Raw genomic sequence first — 14,896 nt, forward strand, 5'->3', positions numbered from 1 at the left:
TCGCAGCCAGCGGATCGTGCCCCCCGGCCTGCGCCGGGCGCTGGCCGCCCGGGACCGCTGCTGTTCCTTCCCGGGCTGTGACCGGCCGTCGGGCTGGTGCGAAGCCCACCACATCATCGAATGGTCCCACGGGGGCCGCACCGCCCTGGACAACCTGGTGTTGACCTGCGGCCAGCACCACCGAACACTCCACCACAGCGACTGGCAGGTACGGATCGCTGGTGACGGTGTTCCCGAGTGGATTCCCCCGGGATGGATCGACCCGACCCGCACCCCCCGGCGCAACCCCTACCGCCGCACGATCCACGACAAGCGAGATAACCCCGGAGACGATCTCTTCGGCGGCGTTCCCTGAGAGCACGTGATAGCGGGGAACCGATGGGGTCCCCGTGTACACGGTGGACGGCGAGCCGATACGGTCACAGCCGTGAAGACCCGGTCGGCCGTTCGCCGTGTTCTCGCCAGCGTCGTGCTGGTCGTCCTAACCTCGTCTGCCTGTACCACTCACGCGGGGTCCGCCGCGCAGGTCGGCGACGAGACGATCGAGACGTCGACCCTGCGGGGAATTGTCGACCGCGGCATGGCCGCCACCCAGGCGGCCGGACCTGCTAAGGATCCCCAGACCGGACAGGCCGCGGCACCGATCGAGCGTGGTGATCTTCAGCGCGGGGCGCTGACTCTACTCGTCGCGGCCAACCTTGCCCAGCAGGAGGCCCGTCAGCTCGGGGTGACGGTCACCGGCCAGGACGTCGATTCCTATTATCAGACTTTCGGCGTGCTCCAATATGGCAGTGTCGCTGCTTTTGAAAAGGCGGGTGCACAGGGCGGTTTCGCTCGTGACGATCTACGCGTGTTGATCCAGACCGATGCTCTTGAGCTCGCGTTTGCCGACCGGCTCGCGCCGAACTCCGTCGCCTCCGACGCGGACGCCCGAAACTTCTACGACCAGGCCGTCGCCCGGTTCGGTCCCCTCCCGCTGAGTTTTGGCCAGGCCAAGCCGTTCCTGATCCGAAAGCTCTCCACGGAGCGGACAGCGGCGGTGGAGGCGGAGCTTCGCCAGATTTCGCAACGGGAAGCAATTTTGATCAACCCCAGGTTTGGTGTCTGGTCCGCATCCCAACGGGCAGTGGTTGCCGCGGACGGCTCGGTCGCGACCACGCCGGCGCCGGAGCCGCTCGGCCAGACAGCAGCGATGACCCAGTGAGCCGCATACCGACCCTTCGGTCATGACGGCGAGCATCGTCGTCCTGGTGACCAGCCCACGGGTCGCGCCCGGCCTGCTGGACCTGGCCGCGTGGGATTTGCTGCGGGCGGCATCCGCGGTCTGCTGCGGGTTGGCGGTGCATCCGCAGCGCGACGTGCTCGCCGCGGCCGGCATACCGGTCGAGGTCCTGACGGGCACGGATGCGTCCGCATCCGCCGAGGAGCTGCGTAGCCGCGCATGCGTCGACCCGTCCCGGCCCGTGGTGTGGCTCGCCGCCCCGACCGGCGATCTGGGACCGGGCGGCGCACCGGACGTGGCCGGCGAGGCGGAACTGCTGGTCGCACTCGCGACATCAGCGGGTCCGGACCTCACCGTTTCGACGCGCGAGGGTTCGCGTGACCTGCCCGGGGCGAAGCTCCTGGACGCGGTCGCCGTGATGGACCGGTTGCGCTCGCCCGGCGGTTGCCCGTGGGACGCGCAGCAGACCCACACGTCCCTTGCCTCCTACTTGCTGGAGGAGGCCTACGAGGCGTTTCAGGCGATCGAGGACGGCAACCACGCCGAGCTGCGCGAGGAGCTCGGCGATGTGCTCATGCAGGTGCTGTTCCACGCCCGGATCGCGACCGAGGGCGCCGGCAGCGCGGCGGCCTGGGACGTCGACGACGTGGCGACCGGCCTCACCGAGAAGCTTGTCCGCCGCCATCCCCATGTCTTCGGGTCGGTGACGGTGGATGGCCCGGCCGCGGTCGAGACGAACTGGGACAAGATCAAAGATGTCGAGAAGGGCCGTCGGTCGGTCACCGAGGGCGTGCCCCTGTCCCAGCCGTCGTTGGCGTTGGCGGCGAAGCTGCAAAAACGAGCGGCGAAGGTCGGCGTGCCCGAGGAGCTCGTGCTCGGCGCGGGCCGGGTGTCGTCTCCGGCCGAGATCATCGCAGGCCTGGTCGCTCCGCCGGACGCACCGGCCACGGCTGCGGACCGCACCATCGGCGACCTGCTGTTCGCCGCGGTCACGCTGGCGCGCCAGGCCGGGGTCGATCCAGAGGCGGCACTTCGGGCGTCCGCCCGCCGGTTCCGGGACACGCTCGCCGGTACCGAGGAGGCCATCCGTGCCGCCGGTCTTGACCCGCGAGACGCGGGCGCGGACTCCTGGCGCGCCCACTGGCCGTCCGCATAGCCAATTGCCGGTCGCTCTCAGTTGACCGCGCACCACCGGTTGGTCCCGCCCCCCTGATCCCCCGTACCGGCACAATCCCGGCGCGATGAGAGTACCTGCTGATGCGCGTAGCCTCACCGTATGGCAGGAGGCATGGCAGGAGGCACTGCGCGGCAGGCATGGGCGAGCGTCCACCGGGTGTATGCCGGGCGGTCCGCGCCGATCGTCCTGGAGCTTGACCTGACCGTCGACCCGACCGAGGGCGTACCCGCCGACCCGGTGGCCGCGGCCCTGACGCGTCGCCGTCCGTCCCTGCGCGCCATTGTGGACGGGCTGCGCCGGACCGGCAATGATGGCCGCGCGTCCACGCTCATCGCGCGGATCGCCCCGTGTGGGATGCCGCTCGCGCGCGCTCAGGAGATCCGCGACGCGGTGATCGCTTTTCGGCACGCGGGTGGCACCGCCTTTGCCTATTCGGATGCATTCGGTGAGTTCGGCGGCGGGACCGTCCCGTATTACCTCGCGTCCGCCTTCGATGAGATCTGGCTTGCCCCGCCGGGGGATCTGGGCATTACCGGGGTGGCGCTGGAAACGCCGTTCCTGCGCGACGCCCTGGACCGGCTCGGGATTGAGATCCAGGTCGGCCAGCGCCATGAGTACAAGAACGCCGTCAACATGTTCGTCGAGCGTGATTTCACCGCCGCGCACCTGGAGGCGAGCGGCCGGATCGTCGCGTCCAGCCTGGCTATGATCATTGATGGCATCGCCACCGGGCGTGACCTGCCGCCGGACCGGGTCCGTGACCTGATCGACAACGCGCCGCTGTCCGGTGAGCAGGCAGTGCGCGCGGGCCTCGTCGACCGGTTGGGTTACCGGGACGAGGTGTATGCCGCCGCCCGCGCACACGCCCGCCGGACCGTGCCTGACGCCGGGGAAGGCGAGGGCGGGACGCTGGTGTACCTGTCCCACTACCGGCGTGCGTCGGTGCGTCGGGAGGCATCCCGGCTGCGCGTCGCCACGCTGCCCGCGCGGGGCCCGGCGCGGTCGCAGCGGCGCCGGGTGATCGCTGTCATCCACGGGACGGGACCGGTGGTGCTCGGCCGTCCGGGCCGCTCGCCGCTGGCTGGTCCTGCCATGACCTCGGACGCGCTCACCGCCGCCTTCCGTGCCGCCGGCCGCGACGATGATGTCGCCGCGGTCGTGTTCCGCGTCGACAGTCCCGGCGGCTCGTATGTGGCCTCCGACCTGATCCGTCGGGAGGTCGAACGGTTCCAGGCGAGCGGCCGCCCGGTCGTGGTGTCGATGGGTTCGGTCGCCGCGTCCGGCGGATACTTCGTCGCGCTCGGCGCGGACGCGATCGTGGCGAACCCGGGGACCCTCACGGGGTCGATCGGGGTGTTCGGCGGCAAGCAGGTCGTCCGGGAGCTCCTGGACAAGATGGGTGTGCGCTTCGGTGCGGTCGCCGAGGGGGAGAACGCGCTGATGACCTCGCCGCAGCGTGCGTTCAGCCCGTCCGAGCGGGCGAAGCTGGAGGAGTTTCTCGACCGGGTCTACGACGATTTCGTCGCCAAGGTCGCAGCCGGTCGGGGCATGTCGTCCGAGGCTGTGCACGAGGTCGCCCGTGGCCGGGTCTGGACGGGCGCCGACGCGCGTGACCGAGGTCTGGTCGACGAGCTGGGCGGGTTCTCTCGGGCCTGCGAGCTGGCCTGGGAGAAGGTCGGCCGGCCAGGCTCGGACACCCCGCGACTGCGTCTCCTGCCCAAGGTCGGACTGGCCGACCGGCTGCGTTCTCCGCGCTCGAGTGAGGACCCTGCGGCCGCTGCGGTCGGTATGGCGGGTATGAGTGGTATAGCCGGTATCGCGAGCATGGCAGGCGTGCTCGGCGGTGCGGCGTTCACCGGCGGCTGGGGTCCGCTGGCGACGGCCGCGGCGCGGGCCGGACTGCCGCTGGGCGGTCCGCTGCTGATGCCGCCGATCGGCCAGGTCACCTGACGGCTTTCGGCGTGCTCCGGCGGGTCGGTGGCCTCTAGATCACCTTGGTGTGGCATCGGGCCCGGTGGCGCGTCCGTCGTGTCCGGATTCAGGGGCGTTCGGCGTGGCGAGCCGAACGTGCATGGCGCGGGGCCTGCTGGCGATAGTCTCAGCCGGGCCGTACGTGTCGGTGTCGCCAACAGCTGGTCTCGCCAACAGCTGGTGTCGCCGATGTTCGTCCGGCCCACGCACTCGCCACAGTCCCGTCGGATGCGTCACCCCGGAGGTCGAGACCCGTGCCGTCCATCGAGGCCGTACGAGCCCGCGAGATCCTTGACTCGCGTGGCAACCCCACCGTGGAGGTCGAGGTCGTCTTGGACGACGGCACCCTCGGCCGCGCCGCCGTACCCAGCGGCGCGAGTACCGGCGCCTTCGAGGCGGTCGAGCTGCGTGACGGCGACGACCGCTACGGCGGCAAGGGTGTCGGCAAGGCGATCGCCGGCATCATCGACCGCATCGAGCCCGAGATCCTGGGCCTGGAAGCCACCGAGCAGCGCATTCTCGACCTCACCCTGCTGGACCTGGACGGTACGCCGGACAAGTCCGATCTGGGGGCGAACGCCATCCTCGGGGTGAGCCTCGCGGTCGCCAAAGCCGCCGCGAAAGCGTCGGCCCTGCCGCTGTTCCGCTACCTGGGTGGTCCCGGCGCGCATCTGCTACCGGTACCGATGATGAACGTCGTCAACGGCGGCGCGCACGCCGACACCAACGTCGACATCCAGGAGTTCATGATTGCCCCGATCGGGGCGTCGACCTTTGCCGAGGCCCTGCAGTGGGGCACCGAGACGTATCACGCCCTCAAGGGCGTGCTCAAGGCAGCGGGGCTGGCCACCGCCGTCGGTGACGAGGGCGGTTTCGCCCCGAACCTGCCCACCAACCGGGCCGCGCTCGACCTGCTCGTGGAGGCCATCGGCAAGGCGGGGTTCCGGCCCGGGCAGGACATCGCCCTTGCTCTCGACGTGGCCTCGACCGAGTTCTTCTCGGACGGCTCCTACCGGTTCGAGGGCGCCACGCGTACCGCCGAGGACCTCAGCGACTACTACGCCGAGCTGGTCGCGGCCTACCCGATCGTGTCGATCGAGGACCCGCTCGCCGAGGACGACTGGACTGGATGGGTGCAGCTCACCGCACGCCTGGGTGATGCCGTGCAGCTCGTTGGTGACGACCTGTTCGTCACCAACCCGGCGCGGCTCTCCCGGGGCATCGCGGAGAAGGCCGGGAACGCGCTACTCGTCAAGGTCAACCAGATCGGCACCCTGACCGAGACGTTGGACGCGGTCTCGCTTGCGCATCGCAACGGCTACCGGTGCATGATCTCGCACCGATCGGGTGAAACCGAGGATACGACCATCGCAGACCTCGCGGTGGCCGTCGACGCCGGGCAGATCAAGACCGGTGCCCCGGCGCGCAGCGAACGGGTCGCCAAGTACAACCAGCTGCTGCGCATCGAGGAGGAGCTCGACGACGCCGCCCGTTACGGTGGCGCCGCGGCCTTCCCGCGCTGGTCGTCGACGGCCGGCTGATGGCAGGGGCACGCCGAACCGCCCTGACCACCCGCATGACCCTGCTGGTGGTGGTGATCTGCGTGCTCATACTGACGCTCGCCTACCCGTTGCGGCTGTACCTCCAGCAGCAGAGCCAGCTCAACGGGCTCGCCGCGCAAAACGCCGACCAGCACAAACGGGTGGAGGCCCTGAAGACTGCGGTGGCCGGCTACGATGATCCCGAATGGACCCGGGATGAGGCCAGGACGCGGCTGCACTTCACCCAGCCGGGGGAGACGGTCTACCTGGCCTCGGCAGCGGCAGCGGTGCCGTCATCCCCGGTGCCGACCCCCGGCGCCGCCGCAGCCGAGGCACCGTGGTTCTCGCGGTTGTGGTCGGACACGGTCGGCGCGGGAGCGCCCTCCGCGGGTATCGCGCCAGGCGCTGGTCAGGCGGCTTCCCGCCAGCCGGTGACGGCGCCGAGCCCGTCGGCCACGCCGCGATGACCGGCGATCTCGTCGGCCCGCAGGATTGCGCGGTTGTCGCACGCCAGCTTGGCCGGGCGCCGCGGGCGATGCACCGGGTTGCCCATCGGTGCTCCTGCGGCCTGCCGGACGTGGTCGAGACCAGGCCAAGGCTGGAGGACGGCACGCCGTTCCCGACGCTGTATTACCTGACCTGCCCGCGGGCGGCGTCGGCGATCGGGCGGCTGGAGGCATCCGGGTTGATGCGGGAGATGACCGAGCGGCTCGCCGCCGACCGCATCCACGGCGGTGATCTTGCTTGCAGATATGACAGAGCACACCGGGACTATCTGGCCCGCCGCGACGCCCTTGGCGAGCTGCCCGGCGCACCGGGCGCCGGTGGTATGCCGACCAGGGTGAAGTGCCTGCACGTGCTGGTCGCGCACAGTCTGGTGGCTGGTTCGGGGGTGAACCCGTTCGGCGACGAGGCGCTGGAGCTCATGGCCGACTGGGGGGTCCGCGGGCCGTGCGTGCACGCCGGACCCGACCCCACCACGGAACGAGAGGCTGATCTGCCATGACCCGCGTGGCCGCGGTCGACTGCGGCACCAATTCGATCCGGCTGCTGGTCGCCGAGGCGGTCAGCGAAGAGGCGGGCGGCGCCGGGACGGGCAGCGCCGGGACGGGCAGCGCAGCGAGCACCACGCCTGCGCTCGGTCGGACCACGCCGCGCCTGCACGCCCTGGTCCGCCGCATGGAGATCGTCCGACTGGGAGCTGGGGTCGACCGGACCGGCGAGTTGGCCCCTGACGCGCTGGACCGGACATTCGCGGCGCTGCGTGACTACGCCAAGGAGATCGACCGGCTCGGTGCCGCCAAGGTTCGGATGGTGGCCACCAGCGCGACCAGGGACGCCCGCAACCGGGACGTGCTGGTGGCGGGGGTGCGCTCGATCCTGGGCGTCGATCCCGAGGTGATCACCGGCGACGAGGAGGCTGCGCTGTCCTACGCCGGTGCCACCGGCGAGCTGCACGGGCATCCCGAGCCGTTCCTGGTGGCCGACATCGGCGGCGGATCGACCGAGCTGGTTCTAGGCGACGCCGACGGCGTGCACGCGGCACGTTCGGTGAACGTCGGGTGCGTGCGGCTGGCTGAACGGCATCTGCATGACGATCCGCCCACCGCCGGGCAACTCGCGGCGGTGGTGGCGGACGCGCACGCCGCTTTCGATCTGGCCGAACAGACGGTGCCGATCCGCTCCGCCGCGACGCTCGTCGGGGTGGCCGGGACGGTCACGACGGTGGCGGCCCTCGCCGCCGATCTACCCGGTTACGACCCGGACCGCATCCATCTGTCGGTGACCGCCGCGTCGGACGTCGCCGCTGTGGCCGATCGACTGGCGGCGATGTCGCACGCACAGCGGGCTGCGCTCCCGGTGATGCATCCCGGCCGGGTCGACGTGATTGTTGCGGGGGCGTTGGTAATGCGCACGCTGGTCGAGCGAGTCGGCGCGTCCGCAGTGATCGCCAGTGAGCACGACATCCTCGACGGTATCGTCTTCTCTCTGCTCGGCTGATGTCTCCCGGTTCGGCCGATTGAGCGCCCTGATCCACTCGTTGGTTGCCGGGCGCTCTAGGTTTGTTGACGTGGACGGGATCCGCGGTACCGAAAGTGATGTTCATATGGCCGATGATCGTACGGCCGATGATCGCCGGCCGGTCGTGCCCGGCTCGGGCTGGCCGGGCGATCCCGCGTCGGGCGCGACTGCGGTGGCGTTCACCGCAGTCGAGGTGGAACGGCTGGCCGCCGGCGCCGGTGACACGGCGGAGCTGGACGCCCGGATGTCGGTCTGCCGAGCCTGCCCCCGCCTGGTCGACTGGCGCGAGGAGGTCGCCGCGCAACGGCGGGCCGCCTTCGCCGATGAGCGTTACTGGGGCCGGCCGGTACCCTCGTTCGGCCCTGCCGACGCCCGGGTACTCATCGTGGGACTGGCGCCGGCCGCGCACGGCGGCAACCGTACGGGACGGATCTTCACCGGAGACCGCAGCGGTGACTGGCTGTTCGCATCGCTGTACCGGGTCGGGCTGGCGCAACTGCCGACGTCGGTGTCGGCCGGTGACGGTCAGCGCCTGGTCGCCACCCGCGTCGTGGCCGCCGTCCGCTGCGCTCCGCCCGCGAACAAGCCGACCACGACCGAGCGGGACGTCTGTAGATCATGGCTCGTCCGGGACCTCGAACTCCTGCGCTCAACGCTGCGCGTCGTCGTTGTCCTGGGTGGGTTTGCGTGGACGGCGCTGTGGCCGGCGTTGGCACGGGCCGGTTACCCTGTACCGTCGCGCCGCCCGACATTCGGACACGCGAGCCGGGTCGTTCTCAGCGATGAGCGCGGCGGGGGTTTGGTTGTCCTCGGTTGCTACCACCCGAGCCAGCAGAACACGTTCACCGGACGGGTCACGGCCGGGATGCTCGACGCGGTGCTCGCCAATGCGGCGGGTGTGGCCGGCCTGGGCGTGGCGGTCGATGATAAATAACGGAACCACGATCATCGCGGGCGCCATCATGTTGATCTCCGCGTGGTGCATGTCACGCGGATGCCCGCACCGCTGATCGCGTATCACGAGGCATAGCACGGTGGTGGCGAGTACCTTTTTTGTATGAGCTTTGGACATCCTCCGCACATCCTTGTTGTGGGCGGCGGTTACGTCGGTATGTACACGGCTTTGCGTCTTCAGCGTCGACTGCGTCAGGGCGAGGCGACCGTGACGGTGGTCGAACCCAACTCGTACATGACATATCAGCCGTTTCTCCCCGAAGCGGCGGCGGGTAACCTCGAACCGCGCCATGTTGTTGTGCCACTACGTAGTGTGCTGAATGCCTGCAGGGTTGTCAGTGGCAGTGTGACCGGCATCAACCACGCCCAGCGACGGGCATACATCGCACCGAACCAGGGCACACCGTACGAACTTCGCTACGACATCCTGGTCGGGTGTCCCGGGTCTGTCGCGCGGACGCTGCCGATCCCGGGCCTCGCCGAACTGGGCATCGGTTTCAAGAGCGTGGCCGAGGCGATCCACATACGAAACAAGGTCATCGAGCGGATGGACTCCGCCGCGTCCAGCAACGATCCCCAGCTTCGGCGCCGAGCGCTGACATTTGTGTTCATCGGTGGCGGGTTCGCGGGTATCGAGGCAATCGCCGAGCTTGAGGACATGGCACGCGACGCCTGCAAGTTCTATCCCGAGCTGTCGCCGTCGGATATGCGATGGGTCATGGTCGAGGCGAGTGGGCGGGTGCTGCCCGAGGTTTCGCCGGCGATGGGTCTGTATACCTTGAAGCAGCTTGAGCACCGTGGCATTGAAATGAAAGTCAATACCCGCGTGAAAAGTCTCGTCGACGGACACGTCGTGCTCGACAGCGGCGAGGAGTTCGATGCCGAGACCATCATCTGGACGGCCGGGGTGAAGGCACACCCGCTGCTCACCAACACCGACCTTCCGCTGGACGAACGAGGTCGCATCAAGGCGACGGCGTTCCTTCAGGTGGACGGCGTCGAGCAGGCGTGGACAGCCGGTGACTGCGCCGCGGTTCCCGATCTCACCAGGGGTGAGGGGGCGACGACCAGTCCCTCGGCGCAACACGCGGTTCGTCAGGCCCGGGTGCTGGCGAACAACATCCTCGCCGATCTCCGTGGCGAACCGATCGCGCCGTACGAGCACCGGTACGCCGGCAGCGTGGCGTCACTCGGCCTGCACAAGGGTGTGGCCGACGTGTACGGGATGAAGCTGCGCGGGTGGCCGGCGTGGCTGATGCACCGCACCTACCACCTCAGCCGGGTGCCGACGTTCAACCGCAAGGCGCGGGTCCTCGCGGACTGGACCCTCGCCCTGTTCTTCCGGCGGGAGATCGTCTCGCTGGGGGCCTTCGCGGACCCCCGGGCGAGTTTCCGTGAGGCTGCCAACCCGTCCGCCGCAGCGGGCGGGCAGGGCTCCACGGCCGCGACCCCGGTGCTTCCATCGACGAGCGCCGGGCATGGTGAGACCAACGGTTCGGTGGCCGCTGGCCGCAAGCCCGCGGCCACCAGGACGGTGGGGGCGGCCAAGCCGTCCGGGGAAACGTCGGTGGCGTGACCTGCCGGCAAGGCGCGCCATGGCGCGCAGCTTGTAGACGATTAGCACCAGATGCCCGCTGTAGGCGACTACGGCGGGCATTTCCGTGAGCGGAGTCGGGTCGGGCGTGACGCGTATCCGTCCGAGCCATCTGATCGGTCAGGGGCCGGCTGGGTGTGGCGAGGTGCGTGCCCCAGGCCCAGGCCCAGGCCCAGCCCCAGCCCCGATCCACGTCCCTATTGTCGGGCGCTCTGACCGCCGGACCCCCCCACGTCGGGTTGGGCGGCTGCGCCACGATCCGCTGATCCCGCGCGATTACCGGTCCGGGCTACAGGATAGCGTGACGATCACTTTACTTCGCGCAGGCAAATCGGTCTTGATCGTCACGATGTGTTATGAGACAGGACGGTTCAGTCACTCCGCACACTTTCTCCATGTTGTCTCTTTCACAAATCCTACGTAGCGTGGTAGAAACATCTCCGATGTAGCCCAGCCGGTGTATCCCAACAGGCAGAGGAGGCTGTCCTAAAAACAGCTCGAGTGTCGGTTCGACTCCGACCACCGGCACATTCATGTGCTCGTGGTACCTGGCTACCGCCTGGTACCTGACTGTCGGATGCCGGCCGGATCATTCCGGCCGGCATCTCGATCCACCATCAGACTATTCATCTGAATGCCTTGTGGGCTGCCGGTGTGACGCGGTCGCACCACCTGGTTTCGGTCTCCGGCGCCGCAGCCATCGAGTCCGGCCTCCTTCGAGTGCGGCGTCCCCGCATGTCGTCCCCGCATGTCGTGTCCGATGTTCGCTCCCTCGTCGCGCTGTGACCGCGCGGGCGCGCGGCCAGGTGAGACAGGGCGGTGGAACACGGTGACTGCGCGGAGCGTTCTACTCTTGCCTCGGACGAGCTCGTCGATCGGGTCGGGTTGCGCCGCGGTCGCTTGAGCTCGATGGCAGCTACGATCTATGCGCCCGGCTGGATGCGGGTGGTGGAAGGAGTCGTATCCTGATGGCCGAGATGCGTTCGTCGAACCCGGTGTTCAGCCGGCGCGGGTTCACCGGCCGGCCCACGGCGCCGGCGCCTGTGCCCGAGTACGGTGCCGGCGGGTATCCGCTGTCGGGAGCCGGAGCGCCACCCACTCCGACCCCGGAGCAGCTCTCCGGTCTGTACCGGGCGCCGAGCGGCATGACCGTCGACGACGTCGTCATGCACACCATGGGGCTGTTCGCCATCGCCGCCGTCACCGGGATGGCCGGCTGGGCAATCGCGCCGGCCGCACCTGCCGTTGGGTTTGTGGCGATGTTCGCCGCGCTCGCCCTCTCCTTCGTGATCTCGTTCAGTCAGCGGCTCAAGCCGTCGTTGATCGTCATTTTTGCGGCGCTCGAGGGTCTGTTCGTGGGCGCGGTGTCGCGGTTCTTCGAAGACGCCTACTCCGGCATCGTGCTGCAGGCGTTGCTGGGAACCGCGGTCGTCTTCGTGGCGATGCTGGTGGCGTATCGCAGTGGCCGGCTTCGAGCGACTCCTCGGATGACCCGGATCGTCTATGGATCACTGCTTGGTGTGATTATGCTCGGCCTGGCCGATCTGGTGATCAGGGCCGTGTCCGGTAGTCACCTTCCAGTCATCAATGACGCCTCTCCGCTCGGCATCCTGTTCAGCGTCGCCGTGCTTGTGGTCGCGAGCCTCCAGTTCATCCTCGACTTCGACTACATCGAGCGCGCGATTGCCAGCGGTGCGCCTCGTGAGGAGGCCTGGCGGGCCGGTTTCGGCCTGCTCGTCGGCTTTGTCTGGGTATATGTGGAGATGCTCCGTCTGTTGTCGAAACTCCGAAGCTAGGGCCTGTCCGACGGATCTTCGATCGCATCGACCAAATATCCACCGGACAGGCCTAGCCGGAGTGGTCTGGACCGGCGCTGTCGATCTTGATACTGATCACGCAGCGCTGGTCGCGGACCATGGCGGCACGATAATCGTCCCAGTCGGGGTGTTCGCCCGACAGCGAGCGGTAGTAGTAGACGAGGGTCTCCATGGCTGCCGGCAGCGAGATGATATGGGCCCGACCACTCACCTGAATCCACGGCCCGTAGAAGGCATCCGGAATGACGCACACAGTCGCGCGCGGGTCCCGGTACAGGTTGCGGACCTTGTAGGCAGGTTCCCTGCTGCTTATGATAACTGCACCGTCGGTGTCCACTCCGACCGTGACCGGTGACATTTGAGGGGTGCCGTCCCGGCGAAACGTCGCGAGAACGGCGTGATGGTTCTCGCGGATGTGTGTCCGCGCTGCCTCGATGTCCATGAGTCGATTCTCGCGCAACCGGCCTTACGGTAGTGTGCGAATCGACCGGCCGGCTCTGGGATTCGGCCGGCTCGGGGCTGCGGCCGGCTCGGTGTCAGGCCGACCTCGGGCGAGACCGCCGTCAGGTGCGGATTGCCCGCCTGCGTAGATCGGCTTCGTGAACGACGGCCGCCGCATAGCAGTGGGGGAGACCGTGTTCGTCCTGGAGCCAGTTCACGCGCTCGGAGAAGCGAAGCAGACCCGGCCCGCGGTCGAGGCATCCCAGCCAGTGGCTGACCTCATGTCCGGTGATTCTCGGAATTCGTTCGATAAGGCTGTGGTGGGTCTCTTCGGAGCGTTGTTGCGACATTGACGCCTCCAGTACGCACTGGTCAACGAACCATGGATGGAGCGTGCACCACCAGCCGGACAACGGCAAGACCCGCCACGGCTGTCACGGGATAACCTTCGTCCGTGACCGATGTGGAACTCATGTTCGCCGGGGATCTGGTCAGTGAGGTACGACGATTGCACGATCGGATCCAGGGGTGGACGCCGGGTTCCTGGCGGCAGCGGTCTGCCTCTGTGGGTACCCGTGCTGATCGGGTGCGCGCGCTTGCCGCCGAACTCGCCGACCTCGGTCATCAAGCGGGCTCTGGCGCGCCGGCCGGTGTCAGGCCGCCGAGTCTGGCCGACCATGCGCTTGCGGACCAGATCGTCGTGTTGGCCACCGACCTGGTTGAGACGCTGCTCGCCGATACCCGTGGTCATGTTGTCAACGGTTGCTCGGATCGCCGACGTGATATCGCAGAGCGCGCTCGGTCGGCCGTCCGGGCTGCTCGCCTGGACCTTGAGGGGCGCCGACCCTGAAACAAGGACGTAAATTCACCATAATCGGGCCTTCCGGGTGGAGGTAGCCGTCCCAGGAAGATGTCTCAGGATATCATGTGCCAGTCGGCGTTGATCTCCTTTACGAAGATATCGGCGACGATGGCGGCACCATCAAGCGTCAGGTGAACACCATCAGTGGAGCGGGCGAGTACTGTCTGTCCCCTGTCGTCGGTGAGGTAACTGCTGTAAGACCCGTTGTTCGACAGCCGGTCGCTGACGTTGACGAAGCGGACTCCGGGAACTCTTCGGGCGGCATCTGCGGCGGCTTCGGAGATCTGGTGGTAATAGTTGTTGAGCCTCGGTTCGCGGGCGGGGGGCAGACTCATCCAGTAGACGCGGCGGCTGCCCCCCGAAGACCAGATCTGCATGACGACGATGGCGCGGCGGCGATACTCGGCCAACCATTGGGGTGACCCGGTTGCGAGGGTGCTGCCGTCCGGCAGCGTGATTCCCTGTGCGTCGTTGCCACCGACGGCGACCACAATCGCCTCTGGATCGCCCTTGGTGACCTGCGCGCGGGCCTGGGCCGCCCAGTCGAAGAAATCCGGACGCACCAGGCCGGTACCGGCGTGGGTGTCGGTATCGGCGTGGACGGTGCCGTGGGACCCGTTCACCATCGACGGCCCGATGCTGTCGCTCAGCGAGTCTCCGGTCACCAGGAGGCGCAGCGGCGTGGCAGCGTCGGGACGGCGCGGGGCAGCCGCGACGCCGGCCGGGTCGGATGGCGGTGCCGAGGACGTTTCCGGGGCTGCGGCCCGCGACGCGGCGGACACCGCCGAGGGCTGGGCTGTCGGGATTCTGCCGTCGGCCGCATCTGCACGGGCGGTGCTGGCGGCGCCGGTCTCCAATACCGGCGGCGGCGTCCTCGGATCGGTGCCGGTCAGTTCTGACGATGGTGCCGAGGCCCTGTCATGCCCGAACGTCGAGGTGAGGAGCCCGGGGATCGCGTCGAGCCCGACGGCGTTGGTGATCCGGTGGAGTGGACGGCCCACGCCGAGCACGATGGTGCGGGTCAGCCCGGGTGACATGCCCTCGCCGGCGTGGACCATGCCGGCGGCGTCGAGCAGGAGTAGCAGGCTGAGGCTGGTGACGACGAGTCTGGCCGCCTGTCGTGCCGACACGGTGCCCCCCGGCGCGGATCCCGGCAGGCGGCGGGTACGACCTGTCGGCGGTCGCCGGACATGTTCCATTCCGGGCGCCGCCATTCCGGGCGCCGCCATATCGGCGTCCGGCTTCGTCCGGCTTTTCGGGTCCTTGTGCGTGTTCCCGGCGGTCTCCGGTGCCCG

Annotated in this window: 15 protein-coding genes and 1 tRNA gene; 13 read left to right on the forward strand and 3 right to left on the reverse strand. The window is 68.7% G+C overall.

The window, feature by feature from the left end:
• From U9983_RS03645 to U9983_RS03700, 12 genes are all read left to right on the forward strand, one after another.
• On the forward strand, positions 1–355 hold a 355-nt coding region (locus U9983_RS03645; RefSeq protein ID WP_322752653.1), incomplete at its 5' end, for an HNH endonuclease signature motif containing protein.
• Positions 356–427: 72 nt separating this feature from the next.
• Positions 428–1,204, forward strand: a complete 777-nt coding sequence (locus tag U9983_RS03650) for a SurA N-terminal domain-containing protein (RefSeq protein WP_322752654.1) — start codon at positions 428–430, stop codon at positions 1,202–1,204.
• A gap of 22 nt (positions 1,205–1,226) precedes the next feature.
• A complete protein-coding gene (gene mazG / locus U9983_RS03655; RefSeq protein ID WP_322752655.1) occupies positions 1,227–2,378 on the forward strand; it encodes a nucleoside triphosphate pyrophosphohydrolase in 1,152 nt (383 codons plus the stop codon).
• A 132-nt stretch (positions 2,379–2,510) separates the two neighbouring features.
• Complete coding sequence (gene sppA / locus U9983_RS03660) at positions 2,511–4,349, forward strand: signal peptide peptidase SppA (RefSeq protein ID WP_322752656.1); 1,839 nt, start codon at positions 2,511–2,513, stop codon at positions 4,347–4,349.
• A gap of 275 nt (positions 4,350–4,624) precedes the next feature.
• Positions 4,625–5,911 (forward strand): phosphopyruvate hydratase, encoded by a 1,287-nt coding sequence (eno, locus tag U9983_RS03665; RefSeq protein ID WP_322752657.1) that lies wholly within the window; start codon positions 4,625–4,627, stop codon positions 5,909–5,911.
• Complete coding sequence (locus tag U9983_RS03670) at positions 5,911–6,378, forward strand: septum formation initiator family protein (RefSeq protein ID WP_322752658.1); 468 nt, start codon at positions 5,911–5,913, stop codon at positions 6,376–6,378. The genes eno and U9983_RS03670 overlap by 1 nt, the downstream gene beginning before the upstream one ends.
• The gene (locus U9983_RS03675) at positions 6,375–6,917 is read left to right on the forward strand and encodes a DUF501 domain-containing protein (RefSeq protein WP_322747617.1); all 543 of its coding nucleotides are present in this window, start codon (positions 6,375–6,377) and stop codon (positions 6,915–6,917) included. The genes U9983_RS03670 and U9983_RS03675 overlap by 4 nt, the downstream gene beginning before the upstream one ends.
• Entirely contained in the window at positions 6,914–7,912 is a 999-nt protein-coding gene (locus tag U9983_RS03680) for a Ppx/GppA phosphatase family protein (RefSeq protein ID WP_322752659.1), read from the forward strand. Before U9983_RS03675 ends, U9983_RS03680 begins: the two co-directional genes overlap by 4 nt.
• A 106-nt stretch (positions 7,913–8,018) precedes the next feature.
• The gene (locus U9983_RS03685; RefSeq protein WP_322752660.1) at positions 8,019–8,867 is read left to right on the forward strand and encodes a uracil-DNA glycosylase; all 849 of its coding nucleotides are present in this window, start codon (positions 8,019–8,021) and stop codon (positions 8,865–8,867) included.
• Positions 8,868–8,990: 123 nt separating this feature from the next.
• Positions 8,991–10,463, forward strand: coding sequence for an NAD(P)/FAD-dependent oxidoreductase (locus U9983_RS03690; RefSeq protein WP_322747620.1), 1,473 nt, complete (start codon positions 8,991–8,993; stop codon positions 10,461–10,463).
• Between the two features lie 471 nt (positions 10,464–10,934).
• Positions 10,935–11,009 (forward strand) — tRNA-Leu (locus U9983_RS03695).
• Positions 11,010–11,449: 440 nt separating this feature from the next.
• Positions 11,450–12,277: a Bax inhibitor-1/YccA family protein gene (locus U9983_RS03700; protein ID WP_322752661.1), complete on the forward strand. Its 828-nt coding sequence runs from the start codon at positions 11,450–11,452 to the stop codon at positions 12,275–12,277.
• 52 nt (positions 12,278–12,329) lie between these two features.
• On the opposite strand, the gene U9983_RS03705 is transcribed toward U9983_RS03700, so the two are convergent.
• Positions 12,330–12,740 carry a PPOX class F420-dependent oxidoreductase gene (locus U9983_RS03705; RefSeq protein WP_322747622.1) on the reverse strand — a complete coding sequence of 137 codons (411 nt, stop codon included), beginning with the start codon at positions 12,738–12,740 and terminating at the stop codon, positions 12,330–12,332.
• A 121-nt stretch (positions 12,741–12,861) separates the two neighbouring features.
• On the reverse strand, positions 12,862–13,089 hold the full coding sequence (locus U9983_RS03710; protein WP_322752662.1) for a DUF4287 domain-containing protein: 228 nt from the start codon (positions 13,087–13,089) through the stop codon (positions 12,862–12,864).
• Between the two features lie 104 nt (positions 13,090–13,193).
• On the opposite strand from U9983_RS03710, the gene U9983_RS03715 reads away from it, so the two are divergent.
• Positions 13,194–13,589: a hypothetical protein gene (locus tag U9983_RS03715; RefSeq protein WP_322752663.1), complete on the forward strand. Its 396-nt coding sequence runs from the start codon at positions 13,194–13,196 to the stop codon at positions 13,587–13,589.
• 65 nt (positions 13,590–13,654) lie between these two features.
• Here U9983_RS03715 and U9983_RS03720 read toward each other — a convergent pair whose 3' ends face one another.
• Positions 13,655–14,731: a DUF459 domain-containing protein gene (locus U9983_RS03720; protein WP_322752664.1), complete on the reverse strand. Its 1,077-nt coding sequence runs from the start codon at positions 14,729–14,731 to the stop codon at positions 13,655–13,657.
• Positions 14,732–14,896 lie beyond the last annotated feature (165 nt).

Source organism: Protofrankia sp. Cas3 (assembly GCF_963555955.1).
Classification (GTDB): domain Bacteria; phylum Actinomycetota; class Actinomycetes; order Frankiales; family Frankiaceae; genus Protofrankia.

What these genes read in the sequence shown, in the direction of transcription:
- mazG (WP_322752655.1), top strand. Translation starts at nt 1,227, where the DNA reads ATGACGGCGAGCATCGTCGTCCTGGTGACCAGCCCACGGGTCGCGCCC.
- sppA (WP_322752656.1), top strand. Translation starts at nt 2,511, where the DNA reads ATGGCAGGAGGCACTGCGCGGCAGGCATGGGCGAGCGTCCACCGGGTG.
- U9983_RS03670 (WP_322752658.1), top strand. Translation starts at nt 5,911, where the DNA reads ATGGCAGGGGCACGCCGAACCGCCCTGACCACCCGCATGACCCTGCTG.
- U9983_RS03675 (WP_322747617.1), top strand. Translation starts at nt 6,375, where the DNA reads ATGACCGGCGATCTCGTCGGCCCGCAGGATTGCGCGGTTGTCGCACGC.
- U9983_RS03680 (WP_322752659.1), top strand. Translation starts at nt 6,914, where the DNA reads ATGACCCGCGTGGCCGCGGTCGACTGCGGCACCAATTCGATCCGGCTG.
- U9983_RS03685 (WP_322752660.1), top strand. Translation starts at nt 8,019, where the DNA reads ATGGCCGATGATCGTACGGCCGATGATCGCCGGCCGGTCGTGCCCGGC.
- U9983_RS03690 (WP_322747620.1), top strand. Translation starts at nt 8,991, where the DNA reads ATGAGCTTTGGACATCCTCCGCACATCCTTGTTGTGGGCGGCGGTTAC.
- U9983_RS03700 (WP_322752661.1), top strand. Translation starts at nt 11,450, where the DNA reads ATGGCCGAGATGCGTTCGTCGAACCCGGTGTTCAGCCGGCGCGGGTTC.
- U9983_RS03705 (WP_322747622.1), bottom strand. Translation starts at nt 12,740, where the DNA reads ATGGACATCGAGGCAGCGCGGACACACATCCGCGAGAACCATCACGCC.
- U9983_RS03710 (WP_322752662.1), bottom strand. Translation starts at nt 13,089, where the DNA reads ATGTCGCAACAACGCTCCGAAGAGACCCACCACAGCCTTATCGAACGA.